17 protein-coding genes and 1 other RNA gene are annotated in these 19,769 nt (G+C 65.8%); 2 read left to right on the top strand and 16 right to left on the bottom strand.

The features are described from left to right. Positions 1–165: 165 nt before the first annotated feature. The 14 genes from mraY to ASC89_RS19005 form a co-directional block, all read right to left on the bottom strand. Complete coding sequence (gene mraY / locus ASC89_RS18945; RefSeq protein ID WP_055880134.1) at positions 166–1,251, bottom strand: phospho-N-acetylmuramoyl-pentapeptide-transferase; 1,086 nt, start codon at positions 1,249–1,251, stop codon at positions 166–168. A gap of 35 nt (positions 1,252–1,286) precedes the next feature. Further along, positions 1,287–2,711, bottom strand: a complete 1,425-nt coding sequence (gene murF / locus ASC89_RS18950) for a UDP-N-acetylmuramoyl-tripeptide--D-alanyl-D-alanine ligase (protein ID WP_056000622.1) — start codon at positions 2,709–2,711, stop codon at positions 1,287–1,289. Between the two features lie 5 nt (positions 2,712–2,716). Further along, positions 2,717–4,165 (bottom strand): UDP-N-acetylmuramoyl-L-alanyl-D-glutamate--2,6-diaminopimelate ligase, encoded by a 1,449-nt coding sequence (locus ASC89_RS18955; RefSeq protein ID WP_320410478.1) that lies wholly within the window; start codon positions 4,163–4,165, stop codon positions 2,717–2,719. Between the two features lie 19 nt (positions 4,166–4,184). Then, a complete protein-coding gene (locus ASC89_RS18960; protein ID WP_056000625.1) occupies positions 4,185–5,909 on the bottom strand; it encodes a penicillin-binding protein 2 in 1,725 nt (574 codons plus the stop codon). Continuing rightward, a complete protein-coding gene (locus ASC89_RS18965; RefSeq protein WP_055880145.1) occupies positions 5,910–6,284 on the bottom strand; it encodes a hypothetical protein in 375 nt (124 codons plus the stop codon). Next, the gene (rsmH, locus tag ASC89_RS18970) at positions 6,281–7,267 is read right to left on the bottom strand and encodes a 16S rRNA (cytosine(1402)-N(4))-methyltransferase RsmH (protein ID WP_056000628.1); all 987 of its coding nucleotides are present in this window, start codon (positions 7,265–7,267) and stop codon (positions 6,281–6,283) included. The genes ASC89_RS18965 and rsmH overlap by 4 nt, the downstream gene beginning before the upstream one ends. Before the next feature lie 82 nt (positions 7,268–7,349). Further along, positions 7,350–8,327 (bottom strand): NAD(P)-dependent alcohol dehydrogenase, encoded by a 978-nt coding sequence (locus ASC89_RS18975; protein ID WP_056000631.1) that lies wholly within the window; start codon positions 8,325–8,327, stop codon positions 7,350–7,352. Next, entirely contained in the window at positions 8,327–8,554 is a 228-nt protein-coding gene (locus tag ASC89_RS18980; RefSeq protein WP_056000634.1) for a helix-turn-helix transcriptional regulator, read from the bottom strand. The genes ASC89_RS18975 and ASC89_RS18980 overlap by 1 nt, the downstream gene beginning before the upstream one ends. Positions 8,555–8,559: 5 nt before the next feature. Then, positions 8,560–8,985: a hypothetical protein gene (locus ASC89_RS18985; RefSeq protein ID WP_055880156.1), complete on the bottom strand. Its 426-nt coding sequence runs from the start codon at positions 8,983–8,985 to the stop codon at positions 8,560–8,562. Between the two features lie 297 nt (positions 8,986–9,282). Beyond that, positions 9,283–9,680: RNase P RNA component class A (rnpB, locus tag ASC89_RS22330), an RNA gene on the bottom strand. A gap of 60 nt (positions 9,681–9,740) precedes the next feature. Then, the gene (locus tag ASC89_RS18990) at positions 9,741–10,439 is read right to left on the bottom strand and encodes a DnaJ family molecular chaperone (protein ID WP_055880158.1); all 699 of its coding nucleotides are present in this window, start codon (positions 10,437–10,439) and stop codon (positions 9,741–9,743) included. Between the two features lie 156 nt (positions 10,440–10,595). Beyond that, on the bottom strand, positions 10,596–11,348 hold the full coding sequence (locus tag ASC89_RS18995; RefSeq protein ID WP_056000637.1) for a hypothetical protein: 753 nt from the start codon (positions 11,346–11,348) through the stop codon (positions 10,596–10,598). Between the two features lie 148 nt (positions 11,349–11,496). Further along, positions 11,497–12,396 carry a methylenetetrahydrofolate reductase [NAD(P)H] gene (gene metF, locus ASC89_RS19000; protein ID WP_082528157.1) on the bottom strand — a complete coding sequence of 300 codons (900 nt, stop codon included), beginning with the start codon at positions 12,394–12,396 and terminating at the stop codon, positions 11,497–11,499. Then, positions 12,393–13,355, bottom strand: a complete 963-nt coding sequence (locus ASC89_RS19005; RefSeq protein WP_056000640.1) for a metalloregulator ArsR/SmtB family transcription factor — start codon at positions 13,353–13,355, stop codon at positions 12,393–12,395. Before ASC89_RS19005 ends, metF begins: the two co-directional genes overlap by 4 nt. Positions 13,356–13,413: 58 nt before the next feature. On the opposite strand from ASC89_RS19005, the gene ASC89_RS19010 reads away from it, so the two are divergent. Continuing rightward, positions 13,414–14,985: a winged helix-turn-helix domain-containing tetratricopeptide repeat protein gene (locus ASC89_RS19010; RefSeq protein WP_082533459.1), complete on the top strand. Its 1,572-nt coding sequence runs from the start codon at positions 13,414–13,416 to the stop codon at positions 14,983–14,985. A gap of 318 nt (positions 14,986–15,303) precedes the next feature. Continuing rightward, positions 15,304–15,915 (top strand): hypothetical protein, encoded by a 612-nt coding sequence (locus ASC89_RS19015; protein WP_056000645.1) that lies wholly within the window; start codon positions 15,304–15,306, stop codon positions 15,913–15,915. Positions 15,916–15,980: 65 nt separating this feature from the next. On the opposite strand, the gene ASC89_RS19020 is transcribed toward ASC89_RS19015, so the two are convergent. Together ASC89_RS19020 and katG are read right to left on the bottom strand one after the other, a co-directional pair. Further along, positions 15,981–17,111 carry a DUF2336 domain-containing protein gene (locus ASC89_RS19020; RefSeq protein WP_056000649.1) on the bottom strand — a complete coding sequence of 377 codons (1,131 nt, stop codon included), beginning with the start codon at positions 17,109–17,111 and terminating at the stop codon, positions 15,981–15,983. A gap of 329 nt (positions 17,112–17,440) precedes the next feature. Next, positions 17,441–19,612: a catalase/peroxidase HPI gene (katG, locus tag ASC89_RS19025; RefSeq protein ID WP_056000656.1), complete on the bottom strand. Its 2,172-nt coding sequence runs from the start codon at positions 19,610–19,612 to the stop codon at positions 17,441–17,443. Positions 19,613–19,769: the final 157 nt, after the last annotated feature.

Genomic DNA, 19,769 nt, shown 5'->3' on the forward strand with positions numbered 1-19,769 from the left:
GGCCACATATCTCGTTCAAGCATGGCAGCATTTCCCCCACATACTCGATGTCATCCCAGCGAAAGCTGGGACCTATTTCGTCACCCGCACCAGCTGAGAGTTGGGTCCCAGCTTTCGCTGGGATGACACCGGTGGGGAGGTGAAGGCGGCGGTAGCTCGTGTGACTTAGCGCAGCTTCAGCGAGCTCAGGCCGATCAGCGCCAGCACAAAGCTGATGATCCAGAAGCGGATCACCACCTGGCTTTCGGTCCAGCCCATCATTTCGAAATGGTGGTGGATCGGCGCCATCTTGAACACGCGCTTGCCGGTGAGCTTGAACGACACGACCTGGACGATCACCGAGACGGCCTCGAGCACGAACAGGCCGCCGATGATGGCAAGGACGATTTCGTGCTTGGTAGCGACCGCGATGGTGCCGAGCGCGCCGCCCAGGGCGAGCGAACCGGTATCGCCCATGAAGATCTGCGCCGGCGGCGCATTGAACCATAGAAAGCCAAGGCCCGCGCCGATCAGCGCGCCTGAGACCACCGAGAGTTCGGCCGTGCCCGGAACCGGGTTGAGGAACAGGTATTCCGAGAAGGTGGCCGAGCCGACCAGATAGGCGATGAGCCCGAAGCACGCGGCCGCGACCATCACCGGCACGATGGCGAGGCCGTCGAGGCCATCGGTGAGGTTCACCGAATTTCCGGCCGCAACGACCACGAAGGCGCCGAACAGCACGAAGAACCAGCCAAGATTAATCGCCAGCCCTTTGACGAACGGGAAGAACAGCGAGGTCGAGGTGGCGGGATCGCCCAGCACCGAGATGAAATAGCAGGCGACGGCGCCGATGATCGCCTCGAGGATCAGCCGCTGCCGGCCGGAAAAGCCGGCATGCGACATGCGCTTGACCTTGAGGTAATCGTCGTAAAGGCCGATGGCGCCGAACGAAACCGTGACGCCGAGCACCACCCAGACATAGCCGTTCGAGAGGTTGGACCACAAAAGGATCGAGATCACCGTCGCCGACAGGATCATCAGCCCGCCCATGGTGGGCGTACCCTTCTTGGTCAACAGATGCCCGGCCGGGCCATCCTCGCGGATCGGCTGGCCCTTGCCCTGCCGGATGCGGAGCGCCGCGATCATGCCGGGGCCAAACAGGAACACGAAGAACAGCGCGGTCATCACCGCGCCGGCCGTCCTGAAGGTGATGTAACGGAACACATTGAAGGCGGCGAGGCTATCGCCCAACTGCCCGAGGAAATACAGCATGCTGTCGGTGTCCCACCCGTCGGACTGAAAGCGCTTTAGGCGTTCTGGAAGCGCTCGCGGATCTTCTGCACCAGAGGTGAGAGGCGGACGCCTTTCGACCCTTTGACCATAACTGCGTCGCCATAGGCAAGCGCCGAGAGCACGGTATCACTGATCTCCTCGGCGCTCGGCATATGCGTCACAGCGGGAATGTCGCGGTCGTTCTCAGCCCGATGCCGGAGCTCATCGGCCAGCGAACGCATCGCCGCGCCGACCAGGTAGATCTCGGTAGCGCCGGTCTTCAGCACCGCGTTGGCGAGCCCGGCATGCAACTGCGGGCCCTGCGGTCCCATCTCCAGCATATCGCCGAGCACCAGGAACTTGCGGCCATCGGGCGGACGCACTGAGCCATAGAGATCCATCGCCGCGGTCATCGAGGCGACGTTGGCGTTGTAGCTCTCATCGACCAGCAGCAGCGGCTTGGCGTTGGGGCCCAACCGCAGGGTCAGCCCCCTGCCCTCCGGCGCGCCGAACTTGGCAAGCGCCGCCACCGCAACGCGGGTGCCTTCGCCCGAAATCTGCGCCACCGCCAGCGCCGCCACGGCATTCGCCACCATGTGGCGGCCGGGCACCTGCAGCCGCAGATCGTATCGGTCGGCGCCGTGCGTCACCTCAGCCAGTGTCGTCGAGGCCGAGGTGTCGACCCGGCCGATATGCCAGTCGGCGCTCTCGTCGAAGCCATAGGTCACCACTTTGCCGACACCAGCCGCCCGGGCGTGGGCGAACAGGATATGCAGGTGATCGTGGTCGGCGTTGAGCAGCGCCGTGCCGCCGGGCTCAAGACCGAGGAAGATCTCGGCCTTGGCTGCGGCGATGTCGGCGACCGAGTTGAAGAACTCGAGATGCGCCGCCGCCACCGTGGTGATGACAGCGATATGCGGGCGGACCATCTGCACCAGCGGCGTGATCTCGCCGGCATGGTTCATGCCGATCTCGAACACCCCGAACTGCGCTTCGCGCGGCAGCCGCGCCAGCATCAGCGGCACGCCCCAATGGTTGTTGAAGCTCTTGATCGAGTAGTGCGTCTCACCATAGGCGGCGAGCACGGTGCGGATCGCTTCCTTGGTGGTGGTCTTGCCGGCACTGCCGGTCACCGCGATGATCTGGCCGCGATTGCGGGCCCGCGCCGCGATGCCGAGCTGCTCCAGCGCCTTGAGGGTGTCGAGCACGACGATCAGGTTCTTGCCGCCATGCGCGGCGTGATAGGCCTCCGATACCAGCGCCGCGGTGGCGCCGGCTTCGATCGCCTTCGCCACGAAATCGTGCCCGTCATGGGTGTCGCCGCGGATCGCGACGAACAGCGCCTCCGGGGCGATTTCGCGGGAATCGATCGAGATCGAGGAGATCGGGCCATCCGACAGGCCTTCGGGCCGGCCGCCGGTGGCTTTGACGACCTCGGCGACGGTCCAGAGCGGTCGCATCGGCGCTACAGTCCTTTCAGCGTCTCCAGCACCACTTCGTGGTCGGAGAAATGGTGCTTGGTGGTGCCGATGATCTGATAGTCCTCGTGGCCCTTGCCCGCAATCAGCAGCACGTCGCCCGGCTCCAAACGTGAAATGCCGGTCTCGATCGCCTTGCGGCGATCGCCGACCTCGAGTGCCCTGGGCACCGCGGCGAGGATTTCGGCGCGAATGGTCGCCGCGTCCTCGGTGCGCGGGTTGTCGTCGGTGACGATGACATCGTCGGCCAGCCGCTCGGCCACGTCGCCCATGATCGGGCGCTTGCCCTTGTCGCGATCGCCGCCGCAGCCGAACACCAGCCGCAACTGGTTCCTGGCATAGGGCCTGAGCGACTCGAGCGCTGTCTCGAGCGCTACCGGCTTATGCGAGTAATCGACGAAGATCGCCGCGCCATTGTGCTCGGCCACCAGCTCGAGCCGCCCCTTGGCGCCCTTGAGGTGCTCCAGCGCCTTCACCGCCTTGTCGGCGGAGGCGCCGGTGGCGACGGCCAGCGCCAGTGCCACTGCGGCATTGTTGACCTGGAACGCACCGGTGAGCGGCAAGAGGAAACTGACCGGCTCGCCGACCATGCGGCCGGTGACCCGCTGGCCATAGCCCTCGTTGCGGATCTCGGTGAGTTCGAGGAAGGCGCCTTCCTTGCCCACCGTCATCAGCGTCGCGCCACGATCGAGCGCGGCGAACAGGAATGGCATGTGCTCGGGGTCGTCGGCATTGACCACCGCCGCGCCGCCCTCGGCGATCAGGTCGGTGAACAAGCGGAGTTTCGCGTCCCGGTACGTGTCCATGTCGCGGTGATAGTCGAGATGATCGCGACTGAGATTGGTGAAGGCCACGGCGTTGAAGCGGATGCCGTCGACCCGGCGCTGGTCGAGCCCCTGGCTCGAAGCTTCCATGGCGATGTGGCCGATGCCTTCGGCCTTGAGCTCGCCGAGGTCGCGATGCAGCGACAGCGCGTCAGAGGTGGTGAGTTCGCGCGGCCGGATGCCGGCGCTGGTCTCGACGCCCACCGTGCCGAGGCTGGCCGCGGCGATGCCACAGGCGTCCCAGATCTGGCGCACGAACGAAACGATCGAGGATTTGCCATTGGTGCCGGTGACGGCGACCGCGACATCAGGCTGCGGCGCAAATTGCCGGGCCGCGGCCTGCGCATAGGCGGCGCGCACGTCCTCGACCAGCACTACCGGAACGCCGGGGTCGGCTTCCGGCTGGCGATCGCTGATCATCACGCTGGCGCCACGGCCGACGGCCTGCGCCGCAAAGCCATCGCCATGCACGCGCGTGCCGGGCAGCGCGAAGAACGCCTCGCCGCGTCCGATGGCGCGGCTGTCGGAATTGATGCCCTCGACCTCGATGGCTGGGACCGTAGGGGCTCCTGCCCCTTTCAGCAGTTCTGTGAGCGCGAAAGGCACGTCCACGCTTTCTTCTCGAATGGCTTCAGCGGAGTTCGACTGGGACAAGGCTTGTATCCAACATTTCGCTGAAGTCGGGCGCGATTCCAAGCATCGGCGCAACCCTCTGCACCACACGACCGGTCACCTGGCCGGCGTTCCAGCCCGCGGTATGGCCCGACTGGGCGTTTTCGTCCTGCGGTTCGTCGACGATCACCACCATGGCGTAACGCGGATTGTCGAGCGGGAAAGCCGACGCGAACACCGCGAAGGTCTTGTCGGAAGAGTATGTCCTTCCCACGACCTTTTCGGCGGTGCCGGTCTTGCCGCCCACCCGGTAGCCGTTGGCCAGCTTGTTCATCTGCGTGCCCGAGCCCTCGAGCGCATTGAGCCGCATCAGGTAGCGGACCTCGGCACTGGTGCCCGGCGAGATCACCTGCTCATAGAGCTGGCGCGCCTCGGCTTCGCTGCGCTTGTAGAGCGTCGGCGGCACCATGTTGCCATCGTTGACGAAGGCCGCGACGGCCCGAACCATGTGGAGCGGCGACACCGACAGGCCGTGCCCGAAGCTCGAGGTCGCCGCGACGATCTCGGAGAACTTGTCCGGCACCTTGGGCTTGCGCATTTCGGGCAGCTCGAACGGTACCGGCTTGTCCATGCCGATCTTGCCCAGGAAGGCGCGGAAATCGTCCTTGCCCAGCTGCTGCATGATCTTGATGGTGCCGATGTTGGACGAGTACTTGTAGACCTCGGGCACGCTCAGCACGCGGTGCTTGCCGTGGAAATCGTCGATGGTGAAGCGACCGAAGCGCACCCCGAAACGGGCATCGAACTGGTCGGTGATGCGCACCTTGCCGCTATCCAGCGCCCCGGCCAGCGTCACCGTCTTGAAGGTCGAGCCGAGCTCGTAGATGCCCGAGGTGATCCGGTTGAAGCGGTCGTTCTTCACCCCGTTATAGTCCTGGAACAGGGTCGAGGGGTTGTTCGGGTCGAAATCCGGCAACGACGCCAGCGCGACGATCTCGCCGGTCTTCACGTCCATCATCACGCCGGCAGCGGCGATCGCCTTGTAGCGGACCAGCGCATCCTGCAGCTGCTCGTACATCACGTGCTGCACGCGCAGGTCGATGGCGAGGTTCACCGGCGTCATCTCGTTGCCGCGGGCGAGGCCAATCGACTGCAGCAGCGCCAGGCTGTCGTCGTCCATGTGCTTTTCGATGCCCATGGTGCCCTGGTTGTCGATATTGACCGAGCCGAGGATGTGCGACGCCTCCTGCCCCGAGGGGTAGAAGCGCTTGCTTTCGGTAACGAAATCGAGCCCGGGGATACCGAGCTGGAAGATCTTCTCCTCGATTGCCGGGGTCAGCTCGCGCTTCACCCAGACGAAGCCCTTGTCGCCGCTGAGGCGCCTGCGCAGCCAATCCTCGTTGAGGTCGGGCAGCACGGTCCGGAGCTTCTGCACCGCTTCTTCGACATCGATGATGCGACGCGGCTCGGCGAACAGCGAGGGGACGCGGATATCGACCGCCATCTCGAGCCCGTTGCGATCGAGCACCGGCGGGCGGCTGGCGGTGATGACATCGCGTTCGATGCCCTCGATGGTGGAATCGGTGACGGTGGCGCCGAGCTGGATCAGCCGGCCGCCGACCGTGGCGAACACCAGCACCAGCGCGACGATGACCCAGCGGATGCGCGCCTTGGTGAGATTGCCGCGCGCCTTCCGCCCGCCATCAAGCGAAATGGTCTCGGCGCCTTCGGTGATGATCGCCATCTAGTTGGCCTCGATCAGCTGTTCGATCGGGTCGATGCCCGCATCGAGCGAGGAAAGCAGCGCATCGAGCGCTACCGTGTCGGGTGCGGCCGGTCGCATCGGCAGGTTGTCCATGCGGCCGAACTGATCCTGCGCCGTCGGCACCAGAGCCAGCGCTTCCTGATGGCGGGCGACGATTGGCGCGACGTGGGCGGGCTGGTTGAGGTACGACCAATCGGCCTTGAGCAGACTGAGATCGCCTTCCTGCCGGTCGATCTTGCGCTCCAGCGCCACCTTGGCGCTGGCGATATCCTCGACCGAGTATTTGAGCGCATAGACGCCGACCAGCCCGACAAGGCTGGTGCAGACCATCACGGCGTTGAGCATCTTGATCATGCAGCACCTCGCGACAGCGGCACGCCCAGCCCGGCATAGCTCATGACGCGCGCCGGAGCGGCAGTCCTGACGCCGGCGCGCAAAGTGGCGGAACGGGAGCGCGGATTGCGGGCGAGCTCGGCGGACGAGGCCTTCAGCGCCTTACCCGAACGGGCCCAGCGCGGCGCCTCGAGGACAACCTGCGGCAGGTGGCGAGACTGCGTCGGCGCCCCCTTCTCGGGGTCGAAGAAGCGTTTGACGATCCGGTCTTCGAGCGAATGGAAGGTGACGACGGCGAGCCGCCCACCCTCGGCCAGCAGCCGCTCGCTGGCGAACAACCCGCCGACCAGCTGGTCGAACTCGCCATTCACCGCGATGCGGAGCGCCTGGAAGCTGCGGGTCGCCGGATGCGCATCGCCGGGCTTGCGGCCGATGGTCTTTTCGATCAGCCGCGCCAGTTGCGTCGTGGTCGAGATCGGCGCCGTGGCGCGCGCTGCGACGACGGCGCTGGCGATGCGGCGCGATTTGCGCTCCTCGCCGAAGGCGAACAGCAGGTTGGCGAGCTCTGCCTCATCCAGGTTGTTCACCAGGTCAGCCGCCGACTCGCCATCCGACGACATCCGCATGTCGAGCGGGCCTTCCTGCATGAAGGAGAAGCCGCGCTGCGCCTGGTCGAGCTGCATCGACGAAACGCCGATATCGAGCACCACGCCATCGACCGGGCCATCGGCCAGCTCATCCAGATTGGAAAAAGTGCCGGGCACGAACTTGAAGCGATTCGGGAAATCGGCGCTGAGCCGTTCGGCGTGCGGCAGCACCGAGGGGTCGCGATCGAGCGCCACCACGGAAGCGCCGGCTTCCAGCAGGGCGCGGGAGTAGCCCCCTGCCCCGAACGTGCCATCGAGGATACGCGCACCCTCGAGCGGGGCCAGCGCATCGAGCACCTCGGCCAGCAGCACCGGCACATGTGGCGCCTGGCTGTCGCTGCCCTTGGGCTCACTCATTCCCGCTCGAACTCCACGCCGGCGCCGCCGGTACAAGAAAAATCACCCATACTGGGTATCGGCGCACTTTGCGGCGGGGAGGTTAAGGTTCCATTGAGGTTACGGGCATGTTCACCACGATGGATCCGACCTTGTGACCGGTCTCGACCCGGGCATGCGCCGCGGTGATCTCGGCCAGCGCGTACTCACGTTCGATGACGGTGCGGAGTTTCTCTTGGCTCACCCAGTCGAACAGCTGGATCAGGTCCTTGGCCCTGTCGACCGGCCGCCTCAGGCCGGTGGCGGCGAAGCGGGCCCGGCGGCCGGTTTTCCTGAGCATGGAGGGCGACAGCATCGGCGTCGGCGAGAGGTAAATGCCCTCCGGCTTCAGCGCATCATGGCAGCGGGCGAAGCTGGATTTGCCGACCGTGTCGAAGATCACGTCGTAGGCCGCGTCTGCGGCAGTGAACTCCTCCTTGGTGTAGTCGATCACCCGATCCGCGCCGAGAGCCCGGACCAGTTCGACATTGCGCGTACTGGTGACCCCGGTCACCACCGCTCCCATGGCCCGTGCCAGTTGCACCGCCGTGGTGCCAATGCTGCCCGACGCGCCGTTGACCAGCACGTGCTGGCCGGCCCGCACCTGCCCCTGGTCGCGCAGGAACGGCAGTGCCGTGAGTCCACCGTCGCAGAGCCCGGCGGCAGCGCCGAACGCCACTCCGTCGGGCAGTTTGACGATCGCGCCAGCCTGATCGACCACGGCGAACTGAGCGTGTGCGGCAAGCTCCGGACCGGTCGAGCCCGCAACCCGATCGCCGACGGCGAAGCCGGTGACCCCAGCTCCAACGCGAACCACAATGCCAGCAAAGGCATCGCCGAGGATCGGCAGCCGCGGCTTGAACGGGCCGGAGAACAGCCGCGCGATCCACAATTCGCCGTTGCGGAACGCCACGTCGGAGGGCGTCACGACGCTGGCATGGATCTGCACCAGCACCTGTTCGGGTCCGGGCTCGGGCGTCGGCACCTCCCGGATCGTCAGAGCTTCAGGAGCACCATAGCGCTCGACGATTGCGGCAAGCATCACTCGCCCTCCCCACGATACTGGAACACCTGCTCGAGCGGCACGTCGAAGGCCCGTGCCACCCGGAAGGCGACTTCGAGCGAGGGCGAGTAGCGCCCCTGCTCCATGGCGACGATGGTCTGGCGGGTAACGCCCACCTTCTCGGCCAGCGCTGCCTGGGTCATCTCGCCGGCATTGAAGCGCAGCGTGCGGATGGTGTTGTCGATCCGTGCCTGTCCCTTGCCCATGGCGCTCAGCCGATCCGGTAGTAGACGAGCCGCGAGGCGGCATCGACCACGCCGGCCAGCATCAGTCCGAAGAACAGCACGTACGCCGCCTCGGCGGGGTCAGCCGCGAAGGCGAGATAGAACAAGCTGGCGACCCCGGCGATCGAGGCAACGACGTAGCCGTTGCGCATGGCGCGCAGGCCCACCAGCTTGTCGCGTTCATCCGCCTTCTCATCCCTGAACCCCTCGCGCCGCGCGATGGAGACGAGGATCGACATCACGATCATCGCCGCGATGGTGAACAGCACCCCGTAGAGGATCGCCCAGAGCAGCCGGCCGGCCACGGCCGCGACCGTCGCCGACGGGTTGGCCAGCGCCTCGAAGATCACCCAGGCGCCGATCACGATCGCCGCGATGATGTTCACCACGGCTTCCCATTCCTTGAAACTCATCTCGGCCTCCCAGCCCCGGTTCAGTGTTGGGAGGGTGTGTAAGATGAACACGACATAGTGTCAAGTTTTTCATACACAATGTCGTAAATAGAGGACTCGAACGTACCACCTCGGTTCACGATGGGATGCGCCAATCGCTCCCCAAACTCGGAGTCATCCCAGCGAAAGCTGGGACCCAACTCGCCGCAGCACAAGTGGATGAATGGTCCCAGCTTTCGCTGGGATGACAGCCGGTGGGTAGGCCAAATCCAGCCCCACGGGTTCGTGCAGCCCATCGTGAGCGGCCCCGAAAAATGAAATGCCAGTTGACCTATAAGCCGGGTTCTGTAGGGCCTGCGTCTCACGACGCTGACGTGGTGACCATTCATCTTTGACCGGCATTACTGCCGGCCTTATGCAACCAACCCGGATGACAGGCCTCGAAAACCGGCTGGGCAAAGGGCTTTCACCCGATCCCCGTGTCATCCCTATTTGGTCTTGCTCCCGGTGGGGTTTGCCGTGCCGTCCCTGTTGCCAGGTCCGCGGTGCGCTCTTACCGCACCCTTTCATCCTTACCCGTGCCGAAGCACAGGCGGTTTGCTTTCTGTGGCACTTTCCCTGGGGTCGCCCCCGGCGGCCGTTAGCCGTCACCGTATTTCGATGGAGCCCGGACTTTCCTCTCCCACGGAAACAGGAGCGGCCACCCGGTCAACTGGCGAGGCGCATATGGGGGACGCGGCAGGTTCCAGTCAAGCGCACAGTCAGCTTGCGCGCCGTCAGGCGGCGCGCTTCATGATCTGGTTATAGGCGTTGTTGATCGCCGCCATGCGGGCGGTCGCCACGTCGATCAGTTCCTCGGGCACGCCCTTGGCGATCAGCCGGTCGGGGTGGTGCTCGGCCACCAGCAGGCGGTAGACCCGCTTCACCTCGTCGCGCTCGGCGCTGGGAGCAAGGCCGAGGACGATATAGGGGTCGGCGCCCTTGTCGAACAGCACGTGCTGCGAGGTCAGCTGCTCGAACCGGGCATCGTCGAAACCGAAAATGTCGCTGACGTTCTTCAGGTAATCAAGCTCGGCTTCGTGGATCATGCCGTCGGCCGAGGCGATGAAGAACAGGCTGTCGAGCACGTGCTCCAGCGTATCCGGGCTGTCGATGAAGAACCGGCGCACCTTCTTGGCATAAGCCTCGTAGCCGGCCACATCCTGCTGGGCCAGCTTGAACAGCTTGTCGACCTGCTCCTCGATGCCCGGCGGGATTTCCACGGTGCGCTGGAAGGCGCGCAGTTCCGAGGCGGTCACCACGCCATCCGACACCGCCATCTTGGCCGAGAGCGCAATCAGCGCCAGCGTGAACGCGGCATCCCGCCCACCCGGCAGCCAGGTGTCGGGATCGAGGGCGTTGATGATCGAGCCCACCAGCCCCGTGCGTTCCGAGGGCGACCCAATGAAGGCACTAAGACGTTGCCAGACCGACATATGCCTCTCCGATCTCGGCGCACAATAGCCGCCGAACGGGAATTTCATAGCCATGAGACATGCGGCGGATTGCATCGTCGGCCCCCGAGGCATTTCGCCGTTTCGGCGAAAGCGCACTAATGACGTTTCGGCCGCCTGGTGAGGCGGCCGCAGATTTCAGAAAAAGAAGAAGTCGTCGTCCTGCACGGGCTTCTTCTTCTTGTTCGGTCCCTCATCGAGGAAGAACCCATCCGGGTCGTAGCCCTCCTCTGCCGAGGTCTGCGACAACAGGCCCTTGCGCTCGAGGTAGTCGGCGAGCGAGCCCGAATCCCATTCCTCGAGCTGGTCGCCGGTGACGACCTCGTCGTCGCTCAGCGGGAACGGCTCGACGGCAGCATTCTCCTGCTGGCGCACCTTGTTCTCATCGACGATCAGCGGCTTTTCGGCCGCCGGCAGCGAGGCAACCGCAGTGGCCTTCGGCCGTGCGTCGCGCGGCAGCGGCACCGGCGGGGTCTCGGTCGGAGCGACGGTAGCCACCTCGGTGGGCGTCTTGATCGGCGTGGTCGGCGAGATCGGCTTCAACTTCACCGGCGCGGCGGGCTTGTCGGTCACCGATGCGGCCGGCTTTGCGGGCGTCGCGCTGTCGCCGTCGGAAATGTACGAGGGCAGCTTCTTGCCCTTGGAGAGCAGCTTGTCGACCGGGTCGGTCGCGGCGCTTGCGGTCTCGATCGGATCGGTCGCGGCGGGCTTTCCTGTTGCGGCAGGAACCTTCAACAGGGGCTTGGTCGCGCTGGCGTCTGCCGTGGTCACGGCGCTGTTCGCCGTGCCGCTGGTCGGGTTGCCGACGACCATGTTCGCGGCGGGCACCGCGAGGATGACGACTAGACCGGCCCAAGCCAGTCCGCCCTTCACCTTGCCATCGAGTTTCATAGGCTGCTGTCCTTCAACTTGCCCCCGTCCCCACTGCCCGACGGAAGCCAATTAACGTGGCCATTTTGTGGATGGCCGAGGCATCGCCCCACTATGGACGGTGCCCGAGTCCACCTGAACGGACGCTGAACACGTTGCCAGCAGCCCCTCAGTCAGGCCTTGCCCCCAACAATCGCGCCAGTGCCAGAACCAGGTTCGAGCGGTTCAGCGTATAGAAGTGGAACTCGGTAATCCCATTGTCGACCAGTTCCAAGACCTGTTCGGCGGCGACCGCCGATGCAACCAGCGCATGGGTCTCGGGATCCTCCTCCAGCCCCTCGAACCGCTCCGCCACCCAGCCGGGAATCGACGCACCGCAGCGCGCCGCAAAGCCGGAGATCTGCTTGAACGAGTGGATCGGCTGGATGCCCGGCACGATCGGCGCCGTGATCCCCGCCGCCCGCGCCCGCTCGACGAAGCGGAAATAGTCGTCATTGTCGAAGAACATCTGGGTGATGGCGCGGGTGGCGCCGGCATCGAGCTTGCGCTTCAGATTGTCGATGTCCGCTTCCCAGCTCGGGCTTTGCGGATGCTTTTCCGGATAGGCCGCAACCGAGATGTCGAACTCACCGATCCGGCGGATGCCGGCGACCAGATCCGCGGCGTTCTTGTAGCCCTCGGGATGCGGCGTGAACGGCTTGCCGATCCCTTCGGCCGGGTCGCCGCGCAGCGCCACGATGCGGCTGATCCCAGCCTCCTGGTAGCCGCGCACCACCGTATCGACCTCGTCGCGGGTCGCCCCGACGCAGGTGAGGTGCGCCGCCGCATCGACGCCGGTGTCGGCCTTCACCCGGCTCACCATCCGGAGCGTGCGCTCGCGCGTCGATCCGCCGGCGCCATAGGTCACCGAGACGAAGCGCGGGTGCAACGGGGCGAGCTTATGGATCGAGTCCCAGAACCGCTCCTCCATGACGTCGGTCTTGGGCGGGAAGAACTCGAACGAGACCTGGAAGTTAGGCCGCACGTCCGGGCGCATGCGGCTCGGGCGGTCGGTGTAGTCAGTACTCATATCGGGTTGTCCGTCTCGTCGGTGAGCCGCCAGAGGCACACGGTGAGCCCCTCGGTCGGATTGGTGGGTGGGAAGGATTTGAGCTCGGTGACCTGGAGGTCGGCGGCACGCGCCCAGCCGGCCATCTGCGCCTCGCTGAGGCCGAGCCGGCGATGCGCGTGGTGCGAGCGCAGGAACTCGAGCCCATGCGGCGCGAAATCGACGATCAGCATCTCGCCGCCCGGCTTCAGCGCCCGGCGCGCCTGCGCCAGCATCCGGCCCGGGTCGTCGAAATAGTGCAGCACCTGGTGGATCACGATCACGTCGGCGCGGCCGGCGCTGGCGTCGAGATCGGCGATATCGCCAAGCCGCACCTGGGCATGGCCGATCGAGCATGAGGCAAGCTTGGCCCGCGCTACCGCGATCATCTCGCGGCTCGCATCGATGCCGATGCCGCGCCGATAGTGCCCCGCCAGCAGTTCGAGCATCCGGCCGGTGCCGGTCCCCAGGTCAATCAGGGTGTCGACCACCCTGCCCCGCATCGCCTCGACGATGGCGGTCTCCACCGCCTCCTCGGGCACATGCAGCGAGCGCAGCAGATCCCAGCTGTCAGCGACCTTGGCAAAATACGCCGCCGCCTGCTCCGCCTGGCTGAGCCGCACCGCCTCGAGCCGCTGCCGGTCGCGCAGCCGCTCGGCATCATCGGCCGACAGCCGGCCGATCAGCCAGCGCGCCAGATCGCCGCCCGGACCGTCGGGAGCCAGACCGTAATAGGCCCAGGCCCCCTCGGCATTGCGGGTGATGAGCCCGGCGTCGGCAAGCAGTTTGAGATGACGTGAGACCCGCGGCTGACTCTGGCCGAGGATTTCGGTGAGGTCCTTGACCGACTGCTCGCCATCGGCCAGCAATGCCAGGAGCCGCAGCCGGGTGGTTTCCCCCGCCGCGCGCAGCACCCCTACCAAATCCGCCGTATCGTTCATTCCGCCTCACGAGATATAAAGATATCTTTATATCCCTTGTGTCGCAAGGTCCAGCCCCATGGCGGAGCTTGACACAATCGGTCGCGAAACGGCTCATTTCGCTATGGGTGAGCGCATCGCCTTCGGCCCCTACCTGTTCGACACCGCCAGCGCGATGCTGTTGCGCGGGGGCGATGTCGTATCGCTCGGCGGTCGCGCCGCGACCGTGCTGCAGGTCCTGCTCGAAGCCGATGGCGAGGTCGTCGGCAAGTCGCACCTGATGGACCGGGTCTGGCCCGACACCGTCGTCGAGGAAGGCAACCTCGCGGTGCAGGTCGCGGCGCTGCGCAGGATCCTCGGCACCCGTCCCGACGGCGCCGAATGGATCGGCAATGTGGCACGTGTCGGTTACCGGCTGGTGCGCGACGCCGGCGGCGCGACGACCGGCATCCCGGCCATCGCGGTGCTGCCCTTCGCCAACCTGAGCGGCGATCCCTCAGAGGACTATTTCGTCGACGGCATCGTCGCCGAATTGATCGCGGCGCTGTCACGCTTCAAGTCCTTCGCGGTCATCGCCCGCAACTCTTCCTTGGCCTTCAAGGACCGAGCCGTGGACGTGCGCGAGGTGGCGCGCGCCCTCGGCGCCCGCTACCTGCTGGAGGGCAGCGTTCGCCTCGCCGGCCCGCGGGTGCGGGTTACGGCGCAACTGATCGACGGCGCCTCGGGCTCGCATCTCTGGGCGGAGAGCTTCGACGGCGCGGTCGGCGATATCCTCGATTTCCAGGACCGTATCACCGAGGCGGTGATCGGCCTGATCGAGCCGCAGCTTCGCCGCGCCGAGATCGAGCGGGCCCGCCGCAAGCGGCCCGAGAACCTCGATGCCTACGACCTCTACCTGCAGGCGCTGCCGTTCATGCAGGGCGTTCGAGTCGTACAGCTTCAGGATTTCGACCGGGCGATCGCGCTGCTCGAGCGGGCCATTTCGCTCGACCCGGATTTCGCCCCTGCTTTGGCCCTTGCCGCCTGGGCGCACGAGATGCGGCTGACCCGTGGCGGCACGGCGCCGCCCGGCGTCGATGACGCCAAGCAAGCGCTGGCCCTGGCGGCGCGTGGGTTAGCGGCGGACGGCAACGATCCGAACGTGATGCTGGTCGCCGGCATCGTCCGGCTGACCATATCGGGCGAGCACGCAACCGGACTCGCCTTGATCCGCCGGGCCCAGGCCGCCAACCCCAACAGCCTGTTGATCGCCAACGTCTCCGGCTACGCCCACTTCTTCATGGGCGACTATGACGGGGCGATCGCCAGCCATGAACGCTTCCTGCAGCTGTCGCCCGGCCTCGCCGAGACCTTCTGGAGCCTCAACGGTATCGCCCGCGCCCACCTCGCTGCCGGCCGGGTCGAGGAGGCATTGGCCTGGGGGCTGCGCGGCCTCGAGGCTTCGGAGGGCGTGGATTTCCCGCACTGCATCGTCGCCGCCGCCTATGCCCATCTCGGCCGCCTCGACGAGGCGCAGGCGCAACTGGCCCGCGCCCACGCCATCTGGCCCGACCTCACCATCTCGAGCCTCCTGGGCCGAACCGGCCAGCCGGACGGCCGCGACCGGGTGCTGGTCGAGGGGCTGCGCCTCGCGGGGCTGCGTGAGGGTTAGCGGCGCTTCACGATCTGCTGCATTGGCCCAGCGGTTGGGCTCGACCCTGGCCCCACCCACCGGCTGTCATCCCAGCGAAAGCTGGGACCCCACGGCGAGGCTATGCCTCGTCAGGCGCCGCCTGCGCCAGCTGATGGATGGGTCCCAGCTTTCGCTGGGATGACACCGAGTTTGGGGCATTGTCCGGGCACGGGCTCACCGATTGGCACTCGAAGCCCAACCAAGCACTGCCTCTTAAGAACATTTCGTCGCGCCCAAAGGACAGCGCCAGCCGACCTGAGGCACTCCTTGCCCCGCGGGGTGACAAGGAGACAAGAAATGCACACCCTTCAACTGCTCGCCGGCGCCGCGACGGCGCTCGCCAGCCTGACCCTGCCCGCGCTCGCCGCCGACTACGACTACCGCACCAACGCCAATGGCGACCTCGTGCTTCGCCTGTCCGGGCCGATCACCCCGGTCGATGGCGGCATCTTCCTTGCCGAGGTGAACCGCAAGCAGCCGCGGATCGTCGAGCTGAGCGGTCCCGGTGGCGATCTGCTGAGCGCGGTGCGCATCGGCGTCATCATCCACGAGCGCTATATGTGGACGCGCGCCGTCGGCGAGTGCCGCTCGGCCTGCGCCTATATCTGGATCGCCGGGCTGCACATGCAGGCCGATGAAGGTGTGAAGATCCTCAACCACCTGCCGGTGGCGCGCCACGGCGCCGGCCAGGGGATACCCGACACCGAAGGCACCGCGCTGTTCGGCTGGTACCTCGGCCGGCTTGAGCTCAGCGTCGAAATGATGGAGGCCTTCCTCGACAAGGCCACCGCAGCCGGCACGGTCGCCAACCAGTATTTCGACATGCTGGCATTCGCTGAGTACTGGAACGCCCCGGTGGAGATCGTTCCAGCCGAACCCGAATCCGTGCGCGCCGCGCTGACCGAATGACGAAACGAAAAAAGGGCGATCCGTTGCGGGATCGCCCTTAGGAAGTTGGACAGAGTTCGGCGTATTCAGGCAGCGCCGACGACTTCCTCGTTGGGAAGCCGGCGGCGGAAGGCGTGGGTGCGCCAGAGCTCAAAGATGCCGACCGCTTCGTCCTTGCTCAGCGCTTCGAAGCGCCGGCGGACATTCTGCAGGTCGGCCTGGCTCGGCAGATCTCGCCACGGCATCGAGGCGATCATCGCCTCGAACAGGTCGGGCTGGATGCCCAGGGCACGCAGCGCCACGGTGATCGCCACATAATCCTGCATGGCGAGCCACTTGACGAAAACTTCGGGGCCGACGCGTAGCAGCATGGTGAGCGCGGCGGCGGTGTGATGGCCGTAGCCGAAGCGGGCGAAGCGGATCAGCGCGCGCTCATCGAGCTGCTTCCGATCCGACAGCGCCTTCACCTGGTTATAGGCGACCTTCCACTCCTGGCTGGAGAAGCCGGCGCGGTTGCGCATGCGGTTATAGACCACTGCCTGCACCTTGCCGACAGTGACCGGATCGACGCGCGGGTCGATGCGCGACATGGTCTCGCGGACCCGGTCGCCGACCGCTTCGATGTTGCCGCCGAGGCTCTTCCAGTCGAGGTCCTCGCGGCCTCGGAGGTCGGCGGCGATGGCAGCATCCGACGCGGCGCGCTCGGCGAGCCGCTCCAGAGCCTGCTGGCCGATCTCGGCATTGGTATTGCGCACCAGCTTGATCACCGACGCGGTCTCGCCGTGTTCGACGATCGCCTCGCCCACCCGCTCGGGGACCTGCGTCCGGCCGGCAATGGCGACGCGATGCTCCTCGGTCTGGTTGGCGATGATCTCGATCAGGTCGTCATCGCTCAGCACATTGGAGAATTCGAGCAGCGGCTGCGCCACCTCGATCTCGTCATTGGCGAGCTTGACCACCACATTGCCCGGTGCACGGTCGAGCGGCGCGAGGAGCTTGGCCACATGGGCCCGCGCCTCGGATTCCACCAATTCGGCCAACTGGCACAACACCTCGTCGTACTGCGCGACCTGCTCGTCATCGCAGCGATCCGACACGTAGGAGTAGAGCTGGGCCATGTTGCGGAACAGCTGATCGCGTTCCACGATGTTGGAGTCACCGTTGAGAACCCTGAACGTCGAGAACGCTCGGGTGGTGCCTTCTTCCATCTCAGTCATGTCACTTCCCTCCGGCTTCTGCCGTACCGGAGCAATTTGGCCCGGCAGTTAAGTGCGCGCGCTGAAGGTAAGAGCGGAAATTTGATTCAAATTGCAGGGAGTTTGGTGAGGTGTCGTTGACCACCGGCCTCTCGGCCATCTCCCCCTTGCGGGAGAGAATGGAATTTCTTGGACTTAGCCCTTCGCTAAGCCTTAGAAATTCCAAGAGGGGGGACGTTCGGGCACCGTGCCTCCCAATCCCCCCTCTGGCGAAAAGTAAGGACTTGGCCAACCGGCCAAGCCCAAGTTTTCGCTTTCTCCCGTCGAGGGGGAGATGACAAGAGATCGAGTTACGCCAGATCAAACCGATCGGCGTTCATCACCTTGACCCAGGCCGCGACGAAATCCTTCGCGAACTTCTCGGTCGCATCGGACTGGCCGTAGACTTCGGCAATCGCCCGCAGCTGCGCGTGCGAGCCGAAGATCAGGTCGACGCGGGTGGCCGTCCATTTGGGCTCGCCGGTGACCCGATCGACGCCCTGGTAGACGCTGTGATCCTCCGAGGCCGGCCGCCACTTTGTGCCCATGTCGAGCAGGTTGACGAAGAAGTCGTTGCTCAGCGTCTCGGGCCGGTCGGTCAGCACACCATGCTGCGGCTGGCCCGCCTTGAGGGCGCGAAGCCCGCCCACCAGCACGGTCATTTCCGGCGCGGTGAGGCCAAGCAGCTGGGTGCGATCGACCAGGTTCTCTTCCGGTGACAGGCGCTGGCGGCCGTTCGAATAGTTGCGGAAGCCATCGGCGGTCGGCTCGAGCGGCGCGAACGAGGCCGCATCGGTCTGCTCAGCCGTCGCATCGGCACGACCCGGGGTGAACGGCACCACGAGATCTAGCCCGGCATCCTTGGATGCCTTCTCGATCCCCACCGAACCGGCGAGAACGATCAGGTCGGCCAGCGACACGGGCTTGCCGAACTCCGACTGGATCGCCTCGAGATGTCCAAGCACCTTGCCGAGCTGTTCGGGCTGGTTGACCGCCCAATCCTTCTGCGGCGCGAGCCGGATGCGGGCGCCGTTGGCGCCGCCGCGCATGTCCGAGCCGCGATAGGTCGAGGCCGAGGCCCAGGCAGTGCTCACCAGCTCGGAGACCGTCAGGCCGGTGGCGAGGATCTTGGCCTTGAGCGCCGCGATGTCGGCATCGTCGACCAGCGGATGCGTAACCGCCGGGATCGGGTCCTGCCAGATCAGATCTTCCACCGGCACTTCCGGGCCGAGGTAGCGAACCTTCGGGCCCATGTCGCGGTGCGTCAGCTTGAACCAGGCGCGGGCGAAGGCGTCGGCGAACTGATCCGGATTCTCGAAGAAGCGGCGCGAAATCTTCTCGTAGGCCGGGTCGATACGCAGCGCCAGGTCGGAGGTCAGCATGGAAGGGGCGTGGCGCTTGTCCTTGTCATGCGCATCCGGCACCGAGTTGGCCCCCATGCCGTGCTTGGGCGTCCACTGGTGGGCGCCGGCCGGGCTCTTGGTCAGCTCCCACTCGTAACCGAACAGGTTCCAGAAGAAGTTGTTGCTCCACTTGGTCGGGGTCGAGGTCCAGGTGACTTCGAGCCCGGAGCCGATGGCATCGCCGCCCTTGCCGGTGCCGAACGCGTTGACCCAGCCAAGCCCCTGCTCTTCGATCCCTGCCGCTTCCGGCTCGACGCCGACCAGCTTGGCGTCGCCCGCGCCATGGGTCTTGCCGAAGGTGTGGCCGCCGGCGATCAGCGCCACGGTTTCTTCGTCGTTCATCGCCATGCGGGCAAAGGTGTCGCGGATGTCGCGGGCAGAGGCCAGCGGATCCGGATTGCCGGCCGGACCCTCGGGATTGACGTAGATGAGACCCATCTGCACCGCGGCCAGCGGGCCTTCGAGATCACGCTCCCCGCCATAGCGCTCCTCGTCGGAGAGCCACTGGCCTTCCTTGCCCCAGTAGATATCGAGCTCGGGCTCCCAGGTGTCGGCACGGCCGCCGCCGAAACCGAAGGTCTTGAAGCCCATCGATTCCAGCGCAACGTTGCCGGTGAGGATCATCAGATCGGCCCACGAGATGGCCGAGCCGTATTTCTGCTTGATCGGCCACAGCAGGCGCCGCGCCTTGTCGAGGTTGACGTTATCGGGCCAGCTGTTGAGCGGCGCGAAACGCTGCTGCCCGCCGCCACCACCACCGCGGCCATCGGCGGTGCGATAGGTGCCGGCGCTGTGCCAGGCCATGCGGATGAACAGCGGACCGTAATGGCCGAAATCGGCCGGCCACCAATCCTGCGAATCGGTCATCAGCGCGGTGAGGTCGGCCTTCAGCGCCTTGAGATCGAGCGTCTTGAACGCCTGGGCGTAGTCGAAAGCCGAGCCCATCGGGTTGGACAGCGCCGTATGCTGATGCAGCACCGACAGGTCCAACTGGTTCGGCCACCAGTCACGATTGCTGCGGCCCGCGCTGCCATGCGGCACCGGGCACTTGCCCGCACCACCTTCGTTCGCTGCGTCCATGGTCGTCTCCGTCCGTCTCGAGTTGTTCGTTGCGATAGGGCTTCCGGGTGACGCGACGGTGACCGCGCGCTTTGTCGCGATGAGTTCCCGCACCACACTTTGGAATAGTTCCATTGTGCCTCGGGCTAGGTGCATAATGCCAATTGATTGCACTTCT

It is taken from the genome of Devosia sp. Root413D1 (assembly GCF_001425235.1).
Lineage (GTDB): Bacteria > Pseudomonadota > Alphaproteobacteria > Rhizobiales > Devosiaceae > Devosia_A.

What these genes read in the sequence shown, in the direction of transcription:
- mraY (WP_055880134.1), bottom strand. Translation starts at nt 1,251, where the DNA reads ATGCTGTATTTCCTCGGGCAGTTGGGCGATAGCCTCGCCGCCTTCAAT.
- murF (WP_056000622.1), bottom strand. Translation starts at nt 2,711, where the DNA reads ATGCGACCGCTCTGGACCGTCGCCGAGGTCGTCAAAGCCACCGGCGGC.
- ASC89_RS18960 (WP_056000625.1), bottom strand. Translation starts at nt 5,909, where the DNA reads ATGGCGATCATCACCGAAGGCGCCGAGACCATTTCGCTTGATGGCGGG.
- ASC89_RS18965 (WP_055880145.1), bottom strand. Translation starts at nt 6,284, where the DNA reads ATGATCAAGATGCTCAACGCCGTGATGGTCTGCACCAGCCTTGTCGGG.
- rsmH (WP_056000628.1), bottom strand. Translation starts at nt 7,267, where the DNA reads ATGAGTGAGCCCAAGGGCAGCGACAGCCAGGCGCCACATGTGCCGGTG.
- ASC89_RS18975 (WP_056000631.1), bottom strand. Translation starts at nt 8,327, where the DNA reads ATGCTTGCCGCAATCGTCGAGCGCTATGGTGCTCCTGAAGCTCTGACG.
- ASC89_RS18980 (WP_056000634.1), bottom strand. Translation starts at nt 8,554, where the DNA reads ATGGGCAAGGGACAGGCACGGATCGACAACACCATCCGCACGCTGCGC.
- ASC89_RS18985 (WP_055880156.1), bottom strand. Translation starts at nt 8,985, where the DNA reads ATGAGTTTCAAGGAATGGGAAGCCGTGGTGAACATCATCGCGGCGATC.
- ASC89_RS18990 (WP_055880158.1), bottom strand. Translation starts at nt 10,439, where the DNA reads ATGTCGGTCTGGCAACGTCTTAGTGCCTTCATTGGGTCGCCCTCGGAA.
- ASC89_RS18995 (WP_056000637.1), bottom strand. Translation starts at nt 11,348, where the DNA reads ATGAAACTCGATGGCAAGGTGAAGGGCGGACTGGCTTGGGCCGGTCTA.
- metF (WP_082528157.1), bottom strand. Translation starts at nt 12,396, where the DNA reads ATGAGTACTGACTACACCGACCGCCCGAGCCGCATGCGCCCGGACGTG.
- ASC89_RS19005 (WP_056000640.1), bottom strand. Translation starts at nt 13,355, where the DNA reads ATGAACGATACGGCGGATTTGGTAGGGGTGCTGCGCGCGGCGGGGGAA.
- ASC89_RS19010 (WP_082533459.1), top strand. Translation starts at nt 13,414, where the DNA reads ATGGCGGAGCTTGACACAATCGGTCGCGAAACGGCTCATTTCGCTATG.
- ASC89_RS19015 (WP_056000645.1), top strand. Translation starts at nt 15,304, where the DNA reads ATGCACACCCTTCAACTGCTCGCCGGCGCCGCGACGGCGCTCGCCAGC.
- ASC89_RS19020 (WP_056000649.1), bottom strand. Translation starts at nt 17,111, where the DNA reads ATGACTGAGATGGAAGAAGGCACCACCCGAGCGTTCTCGACGTTCAGG.
- katG (WP_056000656.1), bottom strand. Translation starts at nt 19,612, where the DNA reads ATGGACGCAGCGAACGAAGGTGGTGCGGGCAAGTGCCCGGTGCCGCAT.